This is a genomic window from Ferrimicrobium sp., from assembly GCA_022690815.1.
In the GTDB taxonomy this organism is placed as follows: domain Bacteria; phylum Actinomycetota; class Acidimicrobiia; order Acidimicrobiales; family Acidimicrobiaceae; genus Ferrimicrobium.
The window spans coordinates 63,690-87,065 of sequence record JALCZJ010000005.1 but is presented as its reverse complement, the minus strand read 5'-3'; the positions used below and the strand labels follow the sequence as shown (position 1 = coordinate 87,065).

Annotated in this window: 19 protein-coding genes; 15 read left to right on the top strand and 4 right to left on the bottom strand. The window is 58.4% G+C overall.

What is annotated here, in order from left to right; genetic code table 11:
- Positions 1–3 precede the first annotated feature (3 nt).
- From MP439_02730 to MP439_02685, 10 genes are all read left to right on the top strand, one after another.
- On the top strand, positions 4–648 hold the full coding sequence (locus tag MP439_02730) for a pyridoxamine 5'-phosphate oxidase family protein (protein MCI2974974.1): 645 nt from the start codon (positions 4–6) through the stop codon (positions 646–648).
- 219 nt (positions 649–867) lie between these two features.
- A complete protein-coding gene (gene hisD, locus MP439_02725) occupies positions 868–2,190 on the top strand; it encodes a histidinol dehydrogenase (protein ID MCI2974973.1) in 1,323 nt (440 codons plus the stop codon).
- Positions 2,184–3,227 carry an aminotransferase class I/II-fold pyridoxal phosphate-dependent enzyme gene (locus MP439_02720; GenBank protein ID MCI2974972.1) on the top strand — a complete coding sequence of 348 codons (1,044 nt, stop codon included), beginning with the start codon at positions 2,184–2,186 and terminating at the stop codon, positions 3,225–3,227. The genes hisD and MP439_02720 overlap by 7 nt, the downstream gene beginning before the upstream one ends.
- Positions 3,227–3,820 carry an imidazoleglycerol-phosphate dehydratase gene (locus tag MP439_02715; protein ID MCI2974971.1) on the top strand — a complete coding sequence of 198 codons (594 nt, stop codon included), beginning with the start codon at positions 3,227–3,229 and terminating at the stop codon, positions 3,818–3,820. The genes MP439_02720 and MP439_02715 overlap by 1 nt, the downstream gene beginning before the upstream one ends.
- A gap of 262 nt (positions 3,821–4,082) precedes the next feature.
- Positions 4,083–4,739 carry an imidazole glycerol phosphate synthase subunit HisH gene (gene hisH / locus MP439_02710; GenBank protein MCI2974970.1) on the top strand — a complete coding sequence of 219 codons (657 nt, stop codon included), beginning with the start codon at positions 4,083–4,085 and terminating at the stop codon, positions 4,737–4,739.
- Positions 4,736–5,488 (top strand): HisA/HisF-related TIM barrel protein, encoded by a 753-nt coding sequence (locus tag MP439_02705; protein ID MCI2974969.1) that lies wholly within the window; start codon positions 4,736–4,738, stop codon positions 5,486–5,488. Before hisH ends, MP439_02705 begins: the two co-directional genes overlap by 4 nt.
- Entirely contained in the window at positions 5,476–6,297 is an 822-nt protein-coding gene (hisF, locus tag MP439_02700; protein ID MCI2974968.1) for an imidazole glycerol phosphate synthase subunit HisF, read from the top strand. The genes MP439_02705 and hisF overlap by 13 nt, the downstream gene beginning before the upstream one ends.
- Entirely contained in the window at positions 6,294–6,623 is a 330-nt protein-coding gene (locus tag MP439_02695; GenBank protein ID MCI2974967.1) for a co-chaperone GroES, read from the top strand. The genes hisF and MP439_02695 overlap by 4 nt, the downstream gene beginning before the upstream one ends.
- A gap of 157 nt (positions 6,624–6,780) precedes the next feature.
- The gene (gene hisI / locus MP439_02690; protein MCI2974966.1) at positions 6,781–7,128 is read left to right on the top strand and encodes a phosphoribosyl-AMP cyclohydrolase; all 348 of its coding nucleotides are present in this window, start codon (positions 6,781–6,783) and stop codon (positions 7,126–7,128) included.
- Positions 7,129–7,130: 2 nt separating this feature from the next.
- The gene (locus MP439_02685; GenBank protein MCI2974965.1) at positions 7,131–8,651 is read left to right on the top strand and encodes a chorismate-binding protein; all 1,521 of its coding nucleotides are present in this window, start codon (positions 7,131–7,133) and stop codon (positions 8,649–8,651) included.
- Here the strand turns inward: MP439_02685 and MP439_02680 are convergent.
- Entirely contained in the window at positions 8,608–9,501 is an 894-nt protein-coding gene (locus MP439_02680) for a hypothetical protein (protein ID MCI2974964.1), read from the bottom strand. The two genes, MP439_02685 and MP439_02680, sit on opposite strands and share 44 nt — an antisense overlap.
- 214 nt (positions 9,502–9,715) lie before the next feature.
- On the opposite strand from MP439_02680, the gene MP439_02675 reads away from it, so the two are divergent.
- Positions 9,716–13,963: an EAL domain-containing protein gene (locus MP439_02675; GenBank protein ID MCI2974963.1), complete on the top strand. Its 4,248-nt coding sequence runs from the start codon at positions 9,716–9,718 to the stop codon at positions 13,961–13,963.
- Here MP439_02675 and MP439_02670 read toward each other — a convergent pair.
- The 3 genes from MP439_02670 to MP439_02660 all read right to left on the bottom strand — a co-directional run bounded on the left by MP439_02670 (position 13,924) and on the right by MP439_02660 (position 18,128).
- Complete coding sequence (locus MP439_02670) at positions 13,924–15,453, bottom strand: HAMP domain-containing histidine kinase (protein MCI2974962.1); 1,530 nt, start codon at positions 15,451–15,453, stop codon at positions 13,924–13,926. The two genes, MP439_02675 and MP439_02670, sit on opposite strands and share 40 nt — an antisense overlap.
- Positions 15,353–16,117, bottom strand: coding sequence for a response regulator transcription factor (locus tag MP439_02665; GenBank protein MCI2974961.1), 765 nt, complete (start codon positions 16,115–16,117; stop codon positions 15,353–15,355). The genes MP439_02670 and MP439_02665 overlap by 101 nt, the downstream gene beginning before the upstream one ends.
- A gap of 130 nt (positions 16,118–16,247) precedes the next feature.
- Entirely contained in the window at positions 16,248–18,128 is a 1,881-nt protein-coding gene (locus MP439_02660; GenBank protein ID MCI2974960.1) for an MFS transporter, read from the bottom strand.
- Positions 18,129–18,537: 409 nt separating this feature from the next.
- Here MP439_02660 and MP439_02655 point away from each other — a divergent pair, with 409 nt between their 5' ends.
- The 4 genes from MP439_02655 (at position 18,538) to trpA (ending at position 22,257) form a co-directional block, all read left to right on the top strand.
- A complete protein-coding gene (locus MP439_02655; protein ID MCI2974959.1) occupies positions 18,538–19,323 on the top strand; it encodes an indole-3-glycerol phosphate synthase TrpC in 786 nt (261 codons plus the stop codon).
- A gap of 48 nt (positions 19,324–19,371) precedes the next feature.
- Positions 19,372–20,157, top strand: a complete 786-nt coding sequence (locus tag MP439_02650; GenBank protein MCI2974958.1) for a phosphoribosylanthranilate isomerase — start codon at positions 19,372–19,374, stop codon at positions 20,155–20,157.
- A gap of 149 nt (positions 20,158–20,306) precedes the next feature.
- Positions 20,307–21,491 (top strand): tryptophan synthase subunit beta, encoded by a 1,185-nt coding sequence (gene trpB, locus MP439_02645; protein MCI2974957.1) that lies wholly within the window; start codon positions 20,307–20,309, stop codon positions 21,489–21,491.
- Positions 21,484–22,257, top strand: a complete 774-nt coding sequence (trpA, locus tag MP439_02640) for a tryptophan synthase subunit alpha (GenBank protein ID MCI2974956.1) — start codon at positions 21,484–21,486, stop codon at positions 22,255–22,257. Before trpB ends, trpA begins: the two co-directional genes overlap by 8 nt.
- Positions 22,258–23,376 lie beyond the last annotated feature (1,119 nt).

Sequence of the window (23,376 nt, the reverse complement as noted above, 5' to 3'; positions counted from 1 at the left end):
CGGATGGAGCGAACGCGACTCACGAGAGAAGCCCAGCGTGGCTCCGACGATCGGAGCGCTCTCGATCTTCTCCTTGATAGTGAGATGATTGGACACGTCGGGATCACAACCGATCACGGCCCACTCGTCCTTCCGACGCTGATAGCACGCGCGCAAGATCAACTTCTTTTGCATGGCTCGGTGGCATCTGGGTGGATGCGAAGGGCCAAGAAGGGAGCTGGCATCTCGGTCGCTGTCACCGGGTTCGATGGTGTCATCGTCGCTCGCTCGAGCTTCTCATCGAGTATCCGGTACCGATCTGGAGTCCTGTTTGGGGTGCCAGCGTTGGTTGATGACGAACACAAGCGGTGGGCGCTGACGGTCATCACCGACAAGCTCATTCCCGGCAGGAGCACGGAGATTCGCGTGCCGACTGATCGGGAGCTAGCCCAGACGATGGTGCTCTCGTTGCCAATCGAAGAGTGGTCCCTCAAGATCTCCGACGGGTGGCCAGACGATGCACCCGAGGATCTCGATGGTGATGCGTGGGCAGGCGTAGTGCTTGCACGGCAAACACAAGGACTTATTTTGGGTGCTCCTAGCTTGCGCCCTGAGATTGGGGTCCCGGACTCGGTCCGCGCGCTAGCCAAGAGAGGCCAATACAAGTGACGCAACGAACCAGTATGATGTCATCCGCGCTGGCCAACGCCTCGCCGTAGGTTGTGCGATGACCTTTTTTAGATATTCCTTCTCTAGAGAGTTAACCTCCTTGCATGACCCTGCGGGGCCATCATGTCGAATACATGATGGTGCCCCTAGGTGGCAAGCTCGTGAGCGAGGCGCTCTTTTTTGGGAGTCGGTAACCAAAGACCAGGGGAACGTGAAACATTGACGAAGCAGACGCTACTACGACAGATGAAGGCCTTGCGTATGCTAGACCTTCGGGGTCATCATGGGCTCAGACTCAGTGATATCCCACGACCAGCCGCCCCGACTGGTGAGACGATTGATCGTGTTCGTTCGATCATCGACGAGGTTCGCACGCACGGAGATGCGGCGCTTCGATCGCTCACCAAGCGCTATGACGGGGCCGACCTTACCTCCTTGGCCTTCGATCGTGATGCGATGGAGGCTGCCTACCATGCGATTGACCCTCGCCTAGCCCAGGCTCTCAATGTCGCGCATCGGCGCATCCATGAGGTCTACGAGGCTGAGTTGCCTACGTCATCGAAGGTGAGCAGTGATGGAATCACCGTTATCCGACGAAACGTTCCCGTCGCTTCGGCAGGCTGCTATGTTCCCGGAGGCGTGGCCCGCTACCCTTCGACGGTCCTGCACACCGCGACGCTAGCCAGTGTGGCAGGCGTTGGGCGCATCGTGGTTGCGACGCCACCGTCATCCGGGGGTGGGGTAGATGACGCGACGTTGGCGGCGAGCTTCGTGGCCGGGGTGGCGTCGGTCTATCCGGTTGGTGGTGCCCAGGCGATCGCAGCGCTGGCCTATGGCACTGAGACTATTGCCGCCGTCGATACGATTGTTGGGCCGGGCAATCTCTATGTGGCTCTTGCCAAGGCCCAAGTTGCACTCGATGCCGGCATCGGATCCTCCTTTGCCGGTCCATCTGAGGTGCTGGTGGTAGCCGATGCATCCGTCGACCCGCGCCATGTTGCCATCGACTTGGCGGTACAGGCAGAGCATGGCCCCAACGGACTTGCGTGGCTTGTAACGTGGGATGAAGACTATCTTTCTAAGGTAGATACCGCGCTTTTCGAGTATGTCGCGTCGGCACCGCGCTTGGATGCCATTAGGTCAACGCTGGTCAACAACGGATACGCCGCCTTAGTTGCGAATCGAGATCAGGCCATCGAGCTCGCCAACCTCATCGCCCCAGAGCATCTCGAGCTATTGTATCGCGATGGGGAGGCCGATGCTCACCACGTTCGCAATGCTGGCGTCGTCTTCGTCGGCTCCGATGCGACGGCGGCATTCGGTGACTACGTCGCCGGCCCTTCTCATGTGTTACCGACCTATGGCACCGCCCGATTTGCCAGCGGGCTTGGCCTTGAGGACTTTCTCCGGCGTCAGCACACCGTCATCGTGGGACCCACTGCAATTGAAGACCTCGGTTGGGCGGTCGAGGAGTTCGCAAAGGTCGAGGGCTTGGTTGCACATGGAGAGTCAGTGACGATGCGGCGACGGCCATCGTGTTGACACCCTCGCTCGCCGGCGTGCTCGCGCAAGGCTACCACTCACCCCAACTCGACGTCGAGGTCCGGCTCAACACCAACGAGTCACCGATCGCTCCTCCGGCTGGATTTCTCCAAGCGGTCAGAGATCGTCTTGCATCCTCATCACTCAATCGATATCCTGATCGCCAAGCGGTGGAGCTTAGGAGACGCTTAGGTGCACTCCACGGGGTCGGTTTTGACAGTGTCTTTGTCGGAAATGGCTCCAATGAGGTGCTGCAGTCGCTCTTCCTGGCCTATGGTGGGCCGAATCGACGTGTCTGGCTGGCACCCCCGACCTATGGAATGTACGCCCAGATCGCGGCGACGACACGAACCGAGCACCAACTCGGTCGGCGTGGAGCCGACGGTCAGATCGAGGCCGAAGCGATCGATGTGGATGTCCCGATTGTCGTGATCTGTGACCCGAATAACCCGACTGGACTGGTAGAACCAGCACAGTTGCGGAGCCTCCCTGTGGATCGACCCGAACAACTCTTCATCGTGGACCGGGCCTACCACGACTTTGATGCCCGCCAAATTCCTGAATGGAGCGGGCCAAACGTGGTCGTCGTGCGAACGTTTTCGAAGGCGTTGTCCCTGGCTGGTCTGCGCCTTGGCTACTGCGTCGGTGACCCCGAGATCATTGAGGCACTCTATAAGACGGCATTGCCCTACCACCTCTCTGCGCTCTCGCAGCTCGTGGCGCTGACCGCTCTTGACTGGTACCGGGAGTTGACCGACGTCGTCGCGCTGGTGATAAGCGAGCGTGAGGCGATGACCACACAGTTCTTGGAGCTCGGCCTCAGGCCCTATCCGTCGGCTACCAATTTCATCTTGGTGGATATGGGGCCCCATGATGCACACACCGTATGGGGGCGACTCTTGGAGCATTCAGTCCTTGTACGCGATGCCAGCAGTTGGCCAGGGGTTGACAACGCATTGCGGATCACTATTGGAACGCCAACAGAGAATGCTCGAGCGATGGCTGCGTTTCGTGAAGTTTTAGAGAGTGAGATCTGATGGTTCGAGTGGGTACCTACGAACGTATGACCAAGGAGAGTCAGCTCCAAGTGGCGATCGATCTTGACGGAGGGCCCGTTGAGATCTCGACGCCGGTACCGTTCTTGTCACACATGCTTGAACAAATCGGCGTTCATGGGCGGTTTGGCCTTAACGTCGAGGCGACGGGGGATTGGATGGTGGATGCTCATCATCTCGTGGAGGATACCGGCATTGCGTTAGGGACGGCACTGCGCATGGCACTTGGAGACCGTGTGGGCGTAGAACGTTTCGCCGATCGGGTGATTCCTCTTGACGAATCGCTCGTTCAGGTGGTTCTCGATATCTCCGGCCGGGGGATGGCGTGGGTTGGATTGAAAGGCAACCGTAGTGTTGCCTTGGGATCTCCTCCCGTGTACATCGAGCATGTTGAGGAGTTTTTCACCGCTTTCGCACGCCTTGGAGGGCTGACGCTCCATATTCGATCACTTACCGAAGGCAATACGCACCACCAGATCGAGGCGGCTTTTAAAGGCCTGGCTCGCGGGCTCAACGATGCTACCCGGATCGTCTCGCATTCGGTGGTCAGCTCCAAGGGGCTTCTCGATGGTTAAGGTCTTCGATCGGTTGGTGATATCAACGACTCCGATAGACGCCGGCAACGAGTCGTTCGCCGATACTGTCAAACCTCGGCCAACCACGTCGACTGGTCGGCCAGGATGCTGACCTGCTATGGCAACACGTCGGCCATCGGTGTGGTGCCCATGGGACACTCACGAGGCGGTGCTACGCCTTGGTTGGATCCTTACGGAGTACTCTTGGTGGGCGAATTCGGTAGGGGGCCACACGTGGTCCGTGCGTTGACAGGGTGTTTGTGTGTCGACGAGTCATAACCAACGTGAGGCCTCGCAAGCGGTGGCGATTATCGACTACGGTATCGGCAATTTGGGGTCGCTATCCAACGCGATCAAGCGCCTCGGTTATCGACCCGACTTGATCACCGATCCAAAGCGCCTGGGTGACTATGAGCACGCGATCTTGCCAGGTGTCGGACACTTCGGTGCCTGTGTGACCCGACTGCGAAGTACCGGCTTCGAGGAGCCAATTCTTGAGAGGATACGCGCTGATCGGTGGTTGCTTGGCATCTGTGTGGGCATGCAGTTGTTGTTTGAAGGATCTGAGGAGTCCGATCAGAGCGGACTTGGCGTGCTCGCTGGCCGTGTTTCACGGATGCGCCCGGGACAACGACTGCCCGAAATGCAGTGGAATCGGCTGCACGTTGCGGGTGATGCTCACCCAGCCTTTGCACTGATCGAGGATGGAACCTGGAGTTACTTCGTTCACTCCTACGCAGCGATGGAGTCCGCTGACGCGATCGCATGGGAGGACTACGGTGGGCGGTACGTAGCGGCGGTTGCCAAGGGTGCCCTGTTGGGCGTTCAATTTCATCCAGAGAAGTCCGGGGTCAGTGGGTTAAAGCTCTTGGCAGGCGCTCTTCGTTGGTCTCCAGGGAGCGAGGAGCACTCACGATGAAGTTTCTCCCCGCAATCGATCTGCTCGATGGCCAAGCCGTTCGACTCACCCAAGGCGACTATGCGCACGCGACCCAATTCGGTCCGGCCGAAGAGGTGATCGATCGTCTACTCGATCAGGGCATCAGTGCGCTCCACCTCGTCGATCTCAACGCTGCACGGGACCCGAATGATCTCGCGAATCGCGCACTGATCGCCAGCTGTGTCGGCCGTGCAACCAAACGAGGCGTGATGGTTCAGGTGGGTGGCGGAATCCGTGATCGTGGGAGAGCGCTTGAACTGTTCGCCCGTGGCGCGACCCGTGTGATCGTTGGAACCGGGGCACTTGGTGCACATAGCTGGATTGATGAGATGGAGGAGCAGGAGCGCGCTCGCCTCGTCATCTCCTTGGATTTTCGGATTATCGACGACGAACCAAGGGTAGTAAGTGATGCGTGGCGCCAAGCCAGTCCGTACCTTCTTGACGAGGCGGTCAAACACTTTGCTGGGGAGGGCTTTGTAACCCAGCTGATCACGCCAGTCGCTCGTGATGGAATGGCGGGTGGACCCGACCTCGTGCTCTATCAACGACTCATCGCCACCTACCCCATTGCCCTCATCGCCTCGGGTGGCATTCGAAATGTCGACGATCTCGCGGCGCTTACCGCCATTGAGGCTGGACCAGGATATGTCGATGGTGCGATCGTTGGTACCGCTCTCTATCGGGGCTCACTGACCGTCGATGAAGGGCTCGCGGCATGCAGCAAGTAAGGGTGATTCCCTGTCTCGATGTAAGCGGGGGCCGAGTGGTCAAAGGGGTGTCGTTTGCACAACTGCGCGACGCCGGCGATCCGGTGGCTCTTGGTGAGTTCTACAGCAATGCTGGCGCTGACGAGTTGGTCTTTCTCGATATCAGCGCAACCACGGACCAGCGTGATCCACTGGTTGAGCTTGCGGCACAGGTTGCGAGCAATATCATGATCCCGTTTACCGTCGGTGGTGGTGTCGACTCACTCGATGGGGCCAGCCGCCTGCTTCGTGTCGGAGCTGATAAGGTCTCCCTCAACTCGGCAGCTGTCAAGAACCCACGCCTCATTCGAGAAATTTCTGATGTTTATGGTAATCAATGTGTCGTGGTCGCTATCGACGTGCGCCGACATGATGGCGATTATGAGGTGGTCACCCATGGTGGAACTCGACCCACTGGGATCGCTCTTGCTCAGTGGCTTGAGCGGGTGCAGGTTGAGGGCGCAGGCGAGCTGCTCGTAACCTCGATGGATCGTGATGGAAGCCTTGGCGGTTATGATCCGTTGCTCTATGCGCAGGTATTGGCCCAAACCGATGTGCCCATCATCGCCTCTGGTGGTGTGGGAAAACTGGAGGATTTTCTCGCTGGAGCGCAACTTGGGGTGCAGGGGTTGCTCGCAGCCAGTGTGTTTCATTTCCAGACGCTCACGATCGGCCAGGTAAAGTCGTATCTGGCTCGTGAAGGCGTCGTGGTTCGTCAAGAGGCCAACGATGAGGCTTGGATTGCGGACAATGTGTTCCGTGAAGTTATGAATGAGGAGTGGTCGCAATGAGCGAACTTGGACTAAAGAAGCAAGCGATCACGATGCTTGCCGATCGACTGTTGGTGCAGGTTCCTACCATGGAGGGCGAACGCACCGCACGCTCTGGTATCTTGATCCCGGCGACAGCGCAGGTTGCGAAGCGGCTCGCCTGGACGGAGGTCGTGGCCATTGGGCCCGCGGTGCGTAGTATCAAACAGGGTGACCTGGTGTTGTTCTCACCCGAGGACCGCTTCGAGGCAGAGATCCAGGGGGAGACGTATCTGATCTTGCGCGAGCGTGACATTCACGCTGTGGCATCGGATCGGATCGATTCGGGTACCGGTCTGTACTTATAGTTGCGACGAAAGAGGCTCAAGCAGTGAAGGTGAAGTCAAGCCGCACAGACTGTGGCTACGAGCAGTGGATTCGACTCGCTATGGGGCAAAGCAATGTTGGTAGTTTGCAACGAACGAACAGTCTCATAGCTGACGATGCGAGGGGTGGAAAAGGTCGATGAACGACATCAATCAGTCGCTTGTTCAGGCGTTGCACTACGACGATCGGGGCCTCATGCCGGCCATCGTGGTCGATGAGGCAGACCAGGTCTTGATGTTGGCCTATGTCGATGCTGAGGCGCTGTCTCGGATGATACGAGACGGCGAGACGTGGTTTTATTCACGCTCGCGCCAAGAGTACTGGCACAAAGGGGCCACCTCTGGCAACACCCAGAAGGTTGTCTCGATCGTCACCGACTGCGATCAGGACACGCTGCTGATTCGGGTCAACCAGCGAGGTGGGGGAGCCTGCCACACCGGTACCTATAGCTGTTTTACCCATTCCCTCGCACAATCGGAGGAGTAATCATGACCTTTGAGGAGTTCGCACGGCGCGCGGTGGGTCATAGCTTGGTGGCAATGACGGAGACCCTGCTTGCCGATGCCGTCACGCCCATAGCAGCCTTTTGCGAACTTGTCGGCGTCGATGGTGATGGCTTCATCTTCGAGTCGGTCGATCAGATCGGGAGATGGTCACGGTTCTCACTCGTTGGTCGGGCACCGATCGGTCGCATCGTCGTGTACGATAACGCGATCGAGGTCCAGGGCACCTTGCCGCTGCTACCGCTCGCTGGCGAGGGTATCTTTGACTACTTGGAGCGCTTGCACCCTGCGCTCTCGATGGAACCAGCGGATCCGATTCCATTCGCCGGCGGCCTGCTCGGTTACCTTGGTTATGATGTGGTTCGCGATATCGAACCCTCAATCCCGGCGACGGTCACGGATGATCTTGGGCTGCCGGACGTGATGTTGTCACTGGTCGGTGAACTCGTGGTCTTCGACCACTGGTCCCAGACCGTGACGCTGATTGTCAACACGCTAGTTGATCACACGGTCGATCTCCACGACCAGTACGCTGAGGCTCGGCGCTCCCTTGCGCAACTCGTCGCCGATTTTTCCTCTATTCACTTGCGGCTTAAGCCAACGCCCATCGTAATGACCGATGGCGATGAGCGTCAGTTGCTCGATGATACCCAAACCAGCCGCTACGTGGCGATGGTAGAGCGAGCCAAGGAATACATCCTGGCAGGTGACATTTTCCAAGTCGTTCTCTCGCGCCGCTTCGACTTTGAACTTGGGACCGACACCCTCTCGCTCTACCGGGCCCTAAGAGTTACCAACCCCAGTCCCTACATGTACCTACTGCAGTCTCGTGACATCGCGGTGATTGGGAGCTCTCCCGAGGCGTTGGTGACCGCCGATCGAGCGGGCTCGGTGATGGTGCGCCCAATCGCCGGTACCCGACCGAGGGGACGAGATGACGACCAGGATCAAGAGTTCATCACCGAGCTACAGCACGATGCCAAGGAGCAGGCTGAACACATCATGCTGGTCGATCTGGCGCGCAATGACGTGGGCAAGGTTAGCGAATTTGGATCGGTTTCAGTGGCCACGCTTATGATGCCTGAACTGTTCGCGAAGGTGATCCACCTCACCAGCGAGGTCGTCGGGAGACTGCGTCCCGAGGTAAGTCATGTCGCCCTGTTAAAGGCGACGCTGCCGGCGGGAACCTTGAGCGGTGCACCCAAGGTTCGAGCCATGCAGATCATCGATGAACTTGAGACGACCCGTCGGGGTGTGTACGGTGGGGTTGTCGGGTACTTCAGCGCCCATGGCAGTCTCGACTTCGCGATTGCGATTCGAACGGTCGTCGTCGACCCAAAGGGCGTCGCTCACCTGCAGGCTGGTGCGGGTATCGTCGCCGACTCAGTCGGGTCTACAGAGGCAGCCGAGACGGTCGCCAAGGCCGCTGCGGTCGCCAAAGCAGTGCTGGTTGCTCGCGGGTTTACGTCAGCAGCGGTGCCGGCAGTGTCAGCGAGCCAGCCCTGAGACCGGTGGTCTCGTACCAGCGGCGTTTGACCCAGCCACCAAGAACCACGGCGCCTTCTTGGACTAGGAGGGCCCGGATCTCACCAGCCTCGGCACCGGAGTCTGTCGTAAGCTGTGCTGGTGTCGATAGAGTGGCCCAGGGGCTCGCGTCTTTTGTACGGAAGCGAGCAACAAAGAGGCTGATGGGCGGTTTGGCCCCCCTTGAGTCGGTTCGGGCAACCAGCTCTTGACCAACGTAACAGCCCTTGGTAAAGCTGACCCCGCGAGCAACTAGCGTTGGCACGCTCGCGACGAGCAGCTCGCCGGGCGCGTCGGTTGGGAGGTGGATGGCAACATGGGCGAGGCGTCGCTGGGTGAAGCTCTCCGATGATGGGAGATTTTGTGTCGCTGAGAGTTCTAAAGTGGTGATCAGTGGGGCATCGAGGGGCCAGAGAGGAGAGGTGCTGTCGTCGTCGATGACTGCCCAGGCTTGCTCTTCGACTTCGAAGCTAATCTTGACTCGCAGTTTGAAGCGAGTGAGGCGCTCGAGCAGTGCTGTGAGATGCTCACGGTAGGTGATGAGACGCACTCGTTCAGGATCAAGGATCTCAAAGCGTACGATCGTGACCAGCTTGCCCTCTGGGGTGCAAATTGCGGCGATCAACGGATTATGGACATCGACCTGATTGAGATCGTTGGTGAGTTGCCCTTGGAGAAACTTGATGGTATCGGCCCCGGATACGATCAGTGAGGCCAATGGTACGACGACACGAGAGCCCTGGACGATGTCTTGGTCACGTATGGGGCTCTCGGCCTGCGCGATCATGCGCTCATTATCGCTGTCTATGCGCTGGTGATCGTGTGGTTGCATCCGAGGTCAGTCTAGCCTGTGTGCTTGGAGCAACGTATTGGGACTGGTATGGGGTCAAGTCGATGGTGATGATGCCGATACCACCCGTGTGAGAGTGTGGTCGAGGATGCACGCTGTTGCACCACTTGTTGAATTTGTGGCCTACGCACTCACGGTGGTGCAAAGCCGGGAAGGGTCCTCATGAGCGTGTTGGACCCACGTAGGTGGTGAGCTCGTGAGCGTCCTACAAGTGAGAGCCAAGACAGCCGTCGTTGGGCGCAAGTGGCGTTGGGCACGTATCATGCTCGTCGGGCTCTGGACCCTGGGGTCGATTTGTGCTGGCCTATGGATTGAGGCGCGGGTAGGGCAATCGGTGCGTAACGAGGATTCGGTTGCGGCTACAGCCAGGACTACCAACGTGACAGTACACCTGTCCCGTGATCTCAATCAGGTGATTGCTCAGCTTCGCTTCGTCGGCTATCTCGCCTTTCGATCACCGCCGGGATCGCTGGATCAAGCGGATCTTGGGAAGATCTTCGTTGCGTTCGCCCATTCGACGTCAGGGTTGATGGGCCTCGAGCTCACGACGCCAAGCCAACGAGTGTTCTGGCACTACGGTGCTGCTATCGGCAGCGGTCTTTACGAGGCGAAGGGCGCTGTCGATCACTCTGGAGTCGTGATGGGCAACCTGCGTGTGCACCATGGCAAACTCGATGAGGCGATCCAGGTGCAGGTAGCGGGGACCAACCATGTTGTTATCGGCAATGTACTTGGCATGGCCCAAGTGAGTGATCCAGTCGCCGTTCGCGATAGTTCCACGGTTTTTATGACTCAAGTCGGCGGCCCAACGATCGCGATCAATGCTCATGGTGCTCAGATCGCCGATCTGCCGCGATCCTATATTCCACTCTCGGTTGTTGGGTCCACGATTCCTCGGGTCTCCGTGATCGCTGGCGTGACCTCCAAAGCCCTCGATGCCGCAATCGCCCGAGGTTCGACGGCTCCTTTGTGGGTGTTGACATTGATTTGGCTGTTCGGAGTGGGGCTCGGACTGATCGGCATTCAACTTCTCGCCCTCTCGGAGCAACGACAGGCGTCCAATCGCATGGTTGCGATGGTGGCGGAGAATGGCAGGGCATTGACGGAGTTGGTTTTGCACCACAGTGACCTCGCCGCGCTGATGATCGACGTCGCTTCGTTGCTCAAGACGGTCACAGGCGCCAACAATGTCACCGCCAGTTTTGTCGGACCTGATGGCGTCTCCTGGTCAATCGACGATCGGGGAGAAGCCGTACTGGATTGTGGCGAGGCAACCGTCGGTGACCTAAGCGACCCAGATGGTCGTTGGTACCGGGCCAACGGCGAGAACGTCGATTCAAGCGTGCTGATGGCTCGGTTCGGAAGTGTCGATGCTGGTCTCGGCCGACTCATGGTCGAACGCCCTCATTCGCTCGGCGTGGCGGTACTGGAACACCTTGACTTGAGCGTTCTCGACTTGGCCGTGGATCGTTCCGCGATGGTGGCGCGACGTCGTCTCATCGAGGCGGCGGTTGAGACCACTGATGCGGGGATTGCGCTCTTCGGGATCGACGGGATGCTGCAGTGGGCAAACGGCTCGTGGTATCGACTCCTAGGCATGGATACAGCCGGACATCCCGTCGATATAAACCTTGAAGCACTCGCTGACAGCCCAAACGATGCTGCCCAGATCACCGCGTTCTTAGGGGCGTGTCGGCTTGGAGCTCAGGATCGGTTCGAGAGCGAGCTTCGGTTCACGGTTGGGGATGCGTTCTGGGGTGCATTGCTCCTTTCGCCGGTAAGTGAGAACGCACAAGGCTATGTCTCACACATCGTCGCGCTCGTTCGCGACGTGAGCGCGAATCACGAGGTGACAGAGCGCCTCGCCTATCAGGTCGATCATGACTCACTGACCGGTACCCTGTCGCGCCAGGCACTTGAGAGCCGAGCAGAGGCGGCGTTAGCCCGTGGTGGGGAGCGGCCAAGAGAATTTGCCGTCGCAATTCTTGATTTGGACAATTTCAAACTGGTGAACGATACCTGGGGTCATGGGGTTGGGGATGAACTCCTGATTGGGCTGGGATCCCGACTGCAAGAGCGCCTTGGAGACGCTCATGCCGTTGCACGAGTTGGAGGAGATGAGTTTATTCTCATGTTCTCCCTTGAGAATGTCGACCTTGATGCCTGTATCCAGTTGGTTGACCAGAGTCTCAGCACACCACTTAACGTTGCGGAGGGGCAGACTATTCTCGTCGGTGCCAGCATGGGGGTGGCTCTGTTCCCGGATGATGCGACCACACTCGAGAGTCTGCTACGAGAGGCTGACCGGGCCCTCTATCACGTCAAGTCGATGAAGTTGACACGATCGCGCTGGTGGCTACGCCGCAAAGATGTCGAGGTGACAGAGCCGATCGACGATGATCCTTGGTCGGTGCCCAATGCCACCCTTTTGAGTCGATATCGAGCACTCTGGCCGACGTTGGCCGACATCATTGCTATCCAATTGAGGGCAAAGTTCGATTCCGAGGCCGTCGTCCCGGTCAATGGCGACGGCGCTGATTGGGTACAGCTTCATCATGGGTTACTTGTTGCGGTGCTTGACGGCCAGGCAACCGCCTCCGCGCTCGGCGAGCAAGTCACGAGCATCGGGGCCGAGCTCACGGTGGCGAGTGCTCAGCGCGAAGTTCTGGAGCTGACGACATCGCTGGTGATGACTGCCTTTCTCAATGATGCCATCGGGCCAAGCGTACCGGCACACGATCGGCGGTTGCTTGTGGAGTTGGTCCGCAAGCGCTTCGCCTGGGTCCTCGAGCGAGAGCGAGAGGCGATGGCCGGCGTTCGGGAAAACTACTTGGCAGCTGCGGTGGGAGCACCACTTGCCACCAATGACTGTTGGCTTGACTATCTTGGTGAGAGCTTGGATCGGGTCGCAGCGTTGCCAGGAATCTGTGGCGTGCTCTTCACGGAGGCTGACCAAGGTGGCGACGATGGGCTCCGTTACCTTGGTGGCAAGGTAGCCCCGCAGTTTTCCGAGTGGTTTCGTGCAAGCGCTGAGGCGCGTGCAATTGTAAACCCTGGGGTCGACCAAGGTCCGGGCGATGGTGTCCTCGCGTGGGAATCCTATACAACGATAATGGTTGACGATGTGTTGAGCTCGCCGCGTTATGAGCCATGGTCAGCCGTCATCCGCCGGCTTGGCTTTCGATCGTTGGCGATTATTCCCGTGATGGTCGGTGCGGAGGCGATTGGACTGTGTACCATTCTCGGTGCCTACACCCATCAGTTTCAAGGGAGAACCTCTCAAGAGTTTATCTCCGCGCTACAGGAGCGTTTGCAGGATGGTTGGCGGCATTATCGAACGAATGTTGGTTCTATGGCTGGACCATTGGCCCAACGCTATCGCCGTGCGCTGGCAGAAGGAGGATTGCGCGAGCACTATCAGCCACTCCTGGACCTCAAGGTTGGTCGGCCCACCCGCTTTGAGGTGCTCGCCAGACTGGAGGTTGGTGATGATCGGCTCGCCCAACCTGGCCAGTTCCTGCCTGCCTTCGGTGAACGAGAACTGAGGCAACTCTTTAGCGATTCGTTGGCGCGCGTGTTGGAGTTGCGCCAGCAGAGCCATGACCATGAGTTGAGCTTTGGCTGTTCGATCAATCTGCCTGGTTCGGTCTTGCTCGATGCCCACCTGCGTGATCTCTTGGATACGGCGCGCCAGCGTTGCGAGGGAGATCTCTCGTGGTTGATGCTTGAGTTGCTCGAGAGCGAGCACCTGGGTGACAAGGAGCTCGCGGTGGTCTATGACTTTGGGCGCACGGGTGTGCTGTTCGCGATCGATGATCTTGGCTCCGGATATTCGAATCTCGGCCGTTTGGTGGAGTTCCCCTTCGCTCAGATCAAGCTCGACCGTTCCTTGGTGCAGGGCCTCTGGAGCCATCCACTTACCGCCCTCGGAGTTGTTGGTGGGTTGGTTCAAGCCGCGCATGACGCCCGGCGTAGCGTCGTCTTTGAGGGAGTGGAGCGTCTCGAACTGCTGGAGGCTGCCCGGATTTTAGAGGCGGATTATGCGCAGGGTTTTGCCATTGCGAGGCCGATGCCTGTCGAGGAGGTGCAGCCGTGGCTTAACCAGTTTTCGAGGGATTTTGGCACGATCTCCACTGAGCTGTTGACTACTGACAGCCTTCACTCGCTCCTGGGCGCGCTCACCTACGCGTGGCATGAGGTCCGCCAACATGGAAGAGCCTGGGTCGAGGCGGCCGATTGTCCTGTCGATGATTACTTAAAGCGAATGTTTGGCGCGGCCTCGTCACTGGTGGCTCTGCACCGGAGACTCCATCATGAGGGACTGGTCGTCTCTGAAGCCTTTGAACTCTTGATGAGCGAGCTTGACCGGTGCCAGCGAGCACTCGTCAGCGCCGCCGACACCGGCTACGAAGGAGCACGCGGGACGATGGCCGGTGTCGATTGAGTGCGTGGTGGCTGTGTTCGGTCATTGGTCCGTGGAATCATGATGCGAAAAGTGGTTCCATTCATGGGAGCGATGGCTGACTCAACCTTGATAGTCAATCCCATGAGGGCTGCAAGCCGACCGACGATCAGGAGTCCTAGGCCACTGCCGACGGTGCCGTCACGGCCTGGCGTTGGGTTCAGCTGTTGGGCGAAGAGCTGTGCTTGATGGGAGGGGGGTATGCCGTCTCCGTCATCGGTGACGATGATCGTGGCCTCGCTCGTGGTTGTAATCAGGCGTACGGCGACCGTCCGTTGTGCGTATTTGAGGGCGTTGTCGAGGAGATTGCCGAGGAGTTGCAAGAGTCGTTCCGGGTCGATTTCGATAGTTGTGGGGGTAGAGGGCAAGGAACTCGTGAGCGCAAGTCCATGACGTTCGGCGGTGGGAGAGACGGCTTCGACGAGATGGCTGATGAGCTCGTTGAGGTCGATGCGTTGGTTGGTTAGCGTATAGTCGCTCGCCCGCAAGCGTGCCAGAGCGATGAGATCGTTGATGAGGCGCTCAACGCGTTGGGCTTCGCGCTGGATCGTCCCCGCCGCCTCCACCGGCGAGGTGACGGCCTCGTCGATGATGGCTTCAGCGAAGCCGCGAATTGACGTGAGTGGGGTGCGCAGGTCGTGGGAGATGGCCAGGATGTAGGTCGACTCCACCTCGTTGGCGGCACGCAATGATGTGATCATGGACGAGATGGCGTCATCAAGATTGGCAAGCTCTTCCTCCACCGGTGGTGTATCGGATACAACATCGTCGAGATGGCCAGCTGCAACCCGCTTGGATCGATCGACAAGGCGATCCAAGGTGCGAGCGATGTGGGCGGTGTAACGGTCTGAGAGCAGTAGGGCAACGAAGGCGGTGATGAAGACGGCGGTGATGACAAAGATCACCGGACCCTCAATGGAAGGGAGTGGGCGAGTGATCACCAGAGCGAAGAGCGAGGGATGCACACTAGCCACAGACCCATGGAAGCCAAGCTGCGCCTGGACGGGATAGGCCACGAAGACCTCGTTGTGAATGACCCCGGACTGATAATGGCCTGAGAGCAGGAGCCCTCGATCGATTGAGCTTGCAGTCAATGGCTCGGGAAGGTGGACAAGGGTTGTGCCCCGCCGCGAGAGTGGGATCAGCCGCAACCGCCCGACGCCAGCCGAGGCGAGGAAGGGATGAACAAACCGGTCATTTGCGCGCGCAAAGAGAATGGCGAGGGCCGTCGCAGAGCGGAGCAGAAAAGCTTGCGTCTGGTGGACAGCAACCTCTCTGCTGATCGCAATCGTTCCTGCACCGCCGATGAGAACGGTAACGATGGCGGTAGCCAGTAGGCCGGTTCGGACCGTTCGGCGGATGCTAGGTTGTTTACGCCAAGCGATAGCCGACCCCCCAAACCGTTGAGATCGGGAGCGCCTCAGCGAACTTGCGGCGCAGTTGGCGGATGTGAACATCGACGGTGCGATCATCTCCGTACCATTCGGGACCCCAGACACCATCGAGAAGTTCTCGTCGCGACAGCGCGACCCCACGATGCATCAAGAGGAACCCTAGGAGGTCAAACTCCCGATTTGTTAACGCGATGATCGTATCGTCGAGCGTTGCGCTGCGACGGCGTTGATCCCAGGTGATCGGGCCGAGGGTTTCGACTCTGGCGGTGCCGGGCGTAAGTGTCGTTGTACGACGTAGAATCGCATTCAGCCTGGCGATGAGTTCACGCGGAGAGAACGGTTTCGTGACGTAGTCATCGGCTCCGATTTCGAGGCCGAAGATCCGATCGAGCTCCTGGTCGCGCGCGGACAGCATCACAATCGGAACATCGGAGCGCGTCCGTAGCGCGCGGCAGACATCGAGGCCGTCGAGGTCCCCAGGGAGGTTGAGATCCAAGATGACGGCGATAGGTTGAGTCTCACCATAGCGAGCAAGCGCCGTTTCTCCCGAGGTTGCAACCACAGGGTCAAAGGAGGCCCCTTTAAGGTAGGCGCAGAGGAGTTCAGCGATCGAGGGATCGTCTTCGACCACGAGCACTACGGCACGTAACGGATCTACAGGCGTTGTTGGATGCCCAAGGGTTGTGTTAAGGGGCATGGCAGGAGCTGGGGCCGTCGCGTTCTCTCGCACGGAACCGAGCATAGCCAGTTACCTAATCTCGCGGTTCGGGTTGTCGCGTGCTGTCCCTGTGTTCAAGGAGGTGGCGTTCAACATGATGACAGCGTCAACAGGGTCACAGGCAACGCCGACCGGGTATCTCTTCGCGAGAACATCAATCGGAAGGTATCGGTGGGTCGGTCGGAGGCAAACCTTGGGCGCGACTTGAGGTTGGCACCGTAGGGTTGGTTCCAGGTCTGGCCGCGATCGATGCTGGTCCATCACGCAACTCACCGAGTTCGCGCTCGAACTCCTCGTCACTTGGCGACGTTGGGTCGATGTCACTAGCGGTGTATTTGCCACCTCGCAACCAGGATGCGACGGCGGCAACCAGGCAGGCCAGGGCGGCGAAGACGAAGGCCTCAGCCAATCCATGGCCGAACGGATGCGAGATCAGGTGCGGGAAATAGTAGCGGCCAGTGAGGTAGCGGGCGTTGGAGGTCGGTAGCTTCGAGAGCACCGACGATCCGATGAGCTTGGAGACTGGGTTGTAGCCGAGGAACGCTGCGAATAGGAGGCTGACCGGAGGTAGCACGGAGATACCCTTGGCGACGTTGAACGGTACGTGCTGGTGCGTCAAGCCGGTCAAAAGTGCGTGCGGGAGGTACGCCTGGAGCCCAAAGATCATCAGGGTAAAGAAGACGCCGATCGAAAGCACCATCGCCGAGTTCTGGAAGGTGGCTGCCATGCCTGCGCCAACGCCACGTTCGTTGACCGGCAGGCTGTTCATGATGCCTGCTCGGTTCGGCGAGGCAAACAGACCCATGGCAAGCCCATTAAGCAACAGAAGGGCGGCAAAGAGTGGGTAGGAGAAGTCCACGGGGAGGTAGATCAAGAGGATGAACGAGAGGGCTGCTACGACCATGCCACCGGTTGCGAAGGGACGTGCGCCGAAGCGATCGGAGAGATAGCCAGAGACCGGACCAGCGGCGAGAAAGCCGATGGTGAGTGGGACAAGATAGATACCAGCCCAAAGGGGCGTTGAGGAGTACGAATAGCCATGCTCGGGCAACCAGATACCCTGAAGCCAGATGATGAGGATGAACATCATGCCACCTCGACCGAGCGATGCCAGGAGGCTCGCGAGGTTTCCGGCGGTATAGGGACGGATTTTAAAGAGACGAACATTCATCATCGGTTCAGCTCGCTTTAGCTCGATGGCGACGAAGCTGATGAGCGTGAGGACGCCGCCAATCAACGCCGCGAGCACCCCTGGGTTGGTCCAGCCCATGGTTGACCCACCATACGGTTGCAGACCATAGGTGATCCCGACCAGAATCGATATGAGACCGACTGCGAAGACGAGGTTTCCAAGAACATCGATGTGAGCCTTGACCTTCTTGCCGAGATCGTGAAGCATGATGTAGGCCCACACGGTGCCAATCATGCCAAAGGGTACCGAGACCAAGAAGACGGCGCGCCACGATATTGGAGCTAGCAGTCCGCCCATGATGAGTCCCAGAAACGAGCCGGCGATAGCGGCGACGTTGTTGATTCCGAGTGCAAGCCCACGTTGATTGGAGGGGAAGGCATCAGTTAACAGCGCTGCCGAGTTCGCCATCAATAAGGCGCCACCAAGACCCTGACCAAGCCGCATGCCGATGAGCCAGAGCGCACCACCACCGCCGTGCATCCAGGTGATTGAGAGGAGGATCGAAAAAATTGTGAACGTGGCAAAACCCATGTTGTACATGCGTGCTCGGCCGTACATATCTCCGAGGCGACCGAAGCTCACGACCATAACGGCGGTGACGACCAAGTACCCCATGAGCACCCAGAGGAAATACGAGGTGTTTGCGGGAGCGAGTGGGTTCAGCTTGATACCGTTAAAGATCTCCGGTAGCGAGATCAACACAATGGACGAGTTGATGGTTGCCATCAGGATTCCGAGGGTGGTGTTTGAGAGTACGATCCACTTATAGCGAGGGTGTTCGGTGATCCTGAACGACCGCTCCCGTAAGGACTGCTTAACCTGAGTCTGCTGGTCTCCTAACACGTGCACTCGCTCCAATCCAAGTCTGTATCTTGCCTTCGTTGCTCCCTAATCTGTCTCTTTGCCAAGATGGCCGGTAGCGGCCCACCATTGTGGCTAGACAATTGGACGGCGTTACCGTCAGATACCGAGGTACGCTGCGTCACCCATTGGCATCCCTCCAGCTCCGACAGGCCCAGTTTGTGTTGGCTCCTCTTCGTTTGGCTGAACTTCATCTCGGACGGCTTCATTTGGCTGAGGCTGAATTTGTCGCTGAGGCTGAATTTGTCGCTGAGGCTGAGCCTGTCGACACAACTCTCGAGTATTGCCATACGTCCATTGTATCGGAGATTCGCTTGCATAGTACAAGTATTGCAAAGAAACTTCGCTCTTAGACCGAAAATCTCGGTACGGTGGCGGGTAGCCTGGGACTATGGCCACCTATCTTGATTCGATCCTTGCCCTGCACCGACAGCGCTGCATGGACGATCACCGTTCCCTTGACCAACTACGGTCGGCCTGTGATTCGGTGCCCGAGGTCGCGAGCTTTTCGGCGGCGTTGTGTGCTACCGGCCTGGGGGTTATCGCTGAGGTCAAGCGGCGTTCCCCCGTTCGAGGATCCATGATCGAGGCAGAGGTGGTTCCGGCGGATATCGCGTACGAGTACGAACAAGGTGGAGCAGCAGCGATCTCGGTGTTGACCGATACCCCCCATTTTGGCGGCAGTCTTGACGATCTCATGAGCGTTGCCACCGCGGTCGATGTGCCGGTGCTCCGTAAGGACTTTTTACTCAGTGAGCGTGATCTGTGCGACGCTCGGTTGCATGGTGCTTCAGCGGCACTGTTGATAGCATCTGCCATGTCGCGTGACGCTCTCGAGCGTCTGATTGTCTTTAGCGCAACGATTGGACTTGAGATCTTGCTTGAGGTGCATGATCCTCACGAAATCGTCGAGGTAGATCTTGCCGGACTCGGTTTTCGCGGGGCCATCGGCATTAACCAGCGAGATCTCGTCACCTTTGAGGTTGATCCTGCGCGAGCACTCGCATATCGCAAGGAGCTTGGCAACGAGTTTCCGGTGGTTGCTGAATCTGGGGTGCAAGGTCCAGCGGATGCGCGTGCGTTGGCAGCTGGAGGATACGACGCGATCTTGGTCGGAGAAACCCTCATGCGTGCCAGGGATCGTGTTGCTATGTTGCGAGCACTCCGTGGTGGGTGACGCTTGTGGCTCCATGAGGCATTACGCAAGTCATGGATTAGGTTTTTAATGCCGAACGAGGTTTTCATCAAGATCTGCGGTATCACCAACGTCGAAGATGCACGCAGCGCTTTGTCCCTCGGCGCCGATGCTATCGGGTTTGTGTTTGCACAATCGCGACGGCAGGTGAGTGTCGAACAGGTGGCGCAGATCCTCGATGGGTTACCGGAATCGATCCAAACCTTCGGCGTCTTTGTCGACGAAACCGTTGATCGGGTAGCGAGGATCGTTACCTCTCTGGGTTTGAGCGGCGCGCAGCTGCACGGCAATGAATCCCCGGCCGAGGTCGACTCTTTGTGCCAAAAGATACCCCTGGTGATCAAAGCGATACCGATCGGTGAAACATTTGTCGACCTCGTTGCTCGCTACCCGGACGTCTGGGCAATCCTTGGTGATGGGCCACAACCCGGGTCAGGGGTGCCTCCAGACTGGGGTGTGTTGCGACATCGGTTCGAGCAGGCGAAGCCAGCATCAACGCCGGGCAGCGATGCTTGCGGCGACCTGAGTCGGGCTGTAAGTTTAAGGGACCGAGCGCTGACGGTGACTACAACGCCGCCAGCTGCAATAGCACGCCCGGCGATAGGTGTTGGTGCTCGGGACCCTGATTTGGTCGTGCATGCTGAGGGGCCACGGTTGATTCTGGCGGGAGGTCTGCGGGTCGACAACGTTAGGCTCGCCATGCAAGAGGTTCGACCCGATGGGGTAGACGTATCCAGTGGGGTTGAGCAGGCACCAGGACGCAAGGACCCAAGGAAGATGCGTGCGTTCATCGACGCGGTGCGGAGTTGGCAATAAAGGCGAGGCTTTGGAGGTTGCCAACGGAGGATACCGCTGAGGCGTTACGCTTTGGTGGTGACAGCGGGCATGAGGCGCACCCTGCGATGGTCACACTGGAAGTGGTACTGATCAAGTTGATTAGTTGAAATGAGTAGAGGAGTCAAGCAGTGACGAGTGTGATGGGAAGCCCGGATGCGACGGGGAGATTCGGTGGGTTCGGCGGGCGATACGTACCCGAGTCGCTCATGCCTGCGGTCCTTGAACTCGAAGTAGCGTTCCGCGAGGCTTGGACAGACCCGTTGTTTCGTGCCCAGTACACCTCCACCTTGGAGAGTTACGCTGGGCGCCCCACACGTCTTTACCTCGCGGAGCGTCTCTCGGAGCACCTTGGTGCTCAGATTTGGCTGAAGCGTGAAGATCTTGCCCACACAGGTTCCCACAAGATCAACAACGTGATTGGCCAAGCGTTGTTGGCACGTCGGATGGGGAAAACTCGCCTCATCGCCGAGACCGGTGCTGGCCAGCACGGTGTAGCGACGGCGACCGCGGCTGCCCTGCTTGGGCTGGATGCCAAGGTCTACATGGGGGAAGTTGACGTGAAGCGTCAGTCGTTGAATGTCTTTCGGATGCGGCTGCTTGGTGCCGAGGTGGAGCCGGTGAAGTCGGGTTCTCGCACGTTAAAGGATGCGGTCAACGAGGCGATGCGTAGTTGGGTGGCCGCGTTGGAGGACACCCACTATTGCATCGGCAGCGTCATGGGGCCCCATCCGTATCCGTGGATGGTGCGCGAGTTTCAGCGTGTCATTGGAGACGAGGCCCGTAGCCAATATCTTGTTGCCACTGGTTCTACTCCCGATTGGGTCGTAGCCTGTGTCGGTGGAGGCTCGAATGCAGCGGGGACGTTCGCGGGCTTTGTCGACACCTCGGCACGTCTGGTTGGGGTCGAACCCGAAGGGGGTGCGGCCATTGGACGAGGGGTTGGAGGCATTGTCCATGGCATGGAGTCCTATTTCCTTCAAGACGAGTTTGGCCAGGTGAATGAGGCGAGTTCGATCTCGGCAGGACTCGACTACCCGGGGGTCGGACCAGAGCACGCCTATCTCCATACCATTGGGCGCGCTCGTTATGATCAGGTCAACGATGACCAAGTGCTCGATGCCGTGCGTTTACTGGCGAGGCTGGAAGGGATTATCTGCGCGCTCGAATCCGCGCACGCCGTCGCTTGGCTCGTTCAGCATCGTGAGGAGATCGCCGGAACTTCCGTCGTTCTCACTCTATCAGGCCGTGGCGATAAGGACGCCGAGACCATCGCCGAACGTCTGGGCTTCCTGGAAGGAGAGTCGTATGCTTGAGAGGACGCTCCAAGATCTTCGAACTCGGGGTCGCCGGCTGTTGGTCCCCTATATCATGGCCGGAGTGGAGGCTGACTGGTTGTCGCTTGTGGAGCTGGTTGTCGAACGGGGGGCTGACGCCGTCGAGATTGGGATTCCGTTTTCAGACCCAAGTATGGATGGTCCGGTGATTCAACGTGCAGGCGAGACTGCGCTTGCCCGTGGCGCGACGCCCCTTTCGGTCTTGTCCGAGCTGCGCCAGCAGAGCTTTGGTGTCCCTATCGTCGTAATGACCTACTACAACATCTTTCATCATATGGGTGACGATCGTGCAATAGGGGAACTACGACGCTCTGGTGTCGATGGGGTCATTATCCCTGATCTGCCGTTCGAGGAGGGAGCCCGCTGGCGAGAGTTGGCGGCCAGAGAGAATCTTGAAACCGTCCAGCTCATATCGCCTGCAACTTCTGACGAACGGATCGACGAGATCCTATCGGTGGCAGAGGGGTTTGTCTATGGAGTTGGACGCATGGCGGTTACCGGCGAGCAAGTGGAGTTGGCTGCAACCGCCACGGCGATCGCAGCGAGGATCCGCCCGCGAACCTCCCTGCCGGTGCTCATCGGTATCGGCATCTCCAATGGTGCACAAGCTCGCTCGGTGGTTGGAGCTGGTGCTGATGGCGTTGTGGTTGGCTCCGCGCTGATGCGCCGCCTGCTCGATGGTGAGTCACCTGATGCGCTGGCAGCCTTCCTTGATGAGCTGCGATCCGCTCTCGATGACGCCTAATGCCAGGGGATAGTTTCGGGACATTGTTGTGATCATGGGTTGTGTGCCAGCATAACCTGTGGCATTGGGTAGCCCTGGTGAGTATGGCTCGAGCTCGACCAAGTAGCGACACAGTGGTGCAGCTTTCGATGCATTAGTCTGCGATGGACTACAACGACCGTGGTACAACGGCGATTGAGAAGTCTTGGGTCGCAGGCTACATCTGATAGAGCAGTGATGTACCCGCCGAGTTTGGACATCGTAGCCCAACTGGTGGGCCCCGGATAGCCCTGCGACAGGGTTGGTGACGAATAAGGGTGTCCAACACGCTCCAACCCAGGACATAATGCGCTCGCGTCGTTCCGCAATGTCGCCCTGAGACGTCAACGTTACAGTGACTGTTATCCGCATGTGTAAGCTGCGACGAACGGAGCCTCTTTAGCAGAGATATTGAAGCAAGGATATAGCTGCAACGAATGGAAATTGTTGTGTGGTGCTAGCTATTCGAAAGGTGCTAGGGTGCTGCGACCAAGGTATCCTCAGTGGCAAAGGGAGTGGTTAACGTTATCACAGATCAGCAGGTAGGTGGATGATCTCCTGTGTCCGGGTGCTCGTTGTGCGTTACGCCGGGCTTCTTGGGATTGTTCTTGTGTGACGGCAGGAAGAACTTGATAAAGAATATTTGCTCTTCGGCTTATCAACAATAAACAGGCATAGGTTACCAGCAGAGGTGCAGAATTTGGAACCGTTCATTTGGCACTGGAATTATCGTTTTTGGGATCGTGCTGGCTGCCATCGGTGCGATACTGAAATATGCCGTCACGGCGAGCATAACTGGGTTTTCAATCCCAGAGGTTGGTCTCATTTTGCTGATCGTTGGAATCGTAACGCTGCTTCTTCGCATCGTGGTGGCCTTGAGCAGTGGCCGCCGTCATGATGTGACCAAAGAGCAGGTGCACAACACTCCTGCCGGAACAGTGAGATCAGTTGATAGCAAAGATAGTCTCGCCTAAACAAGGTCACCAAGAGGGCACGTTTCACAGCTCGGCTTCTCGCTGCAGCGCTTCATGCGTAGGAGGACACTCCCTTGAGCATTGGCTACGTGTTGTTTGTATATTGCGAGTTCTAGCCGTTACGGCA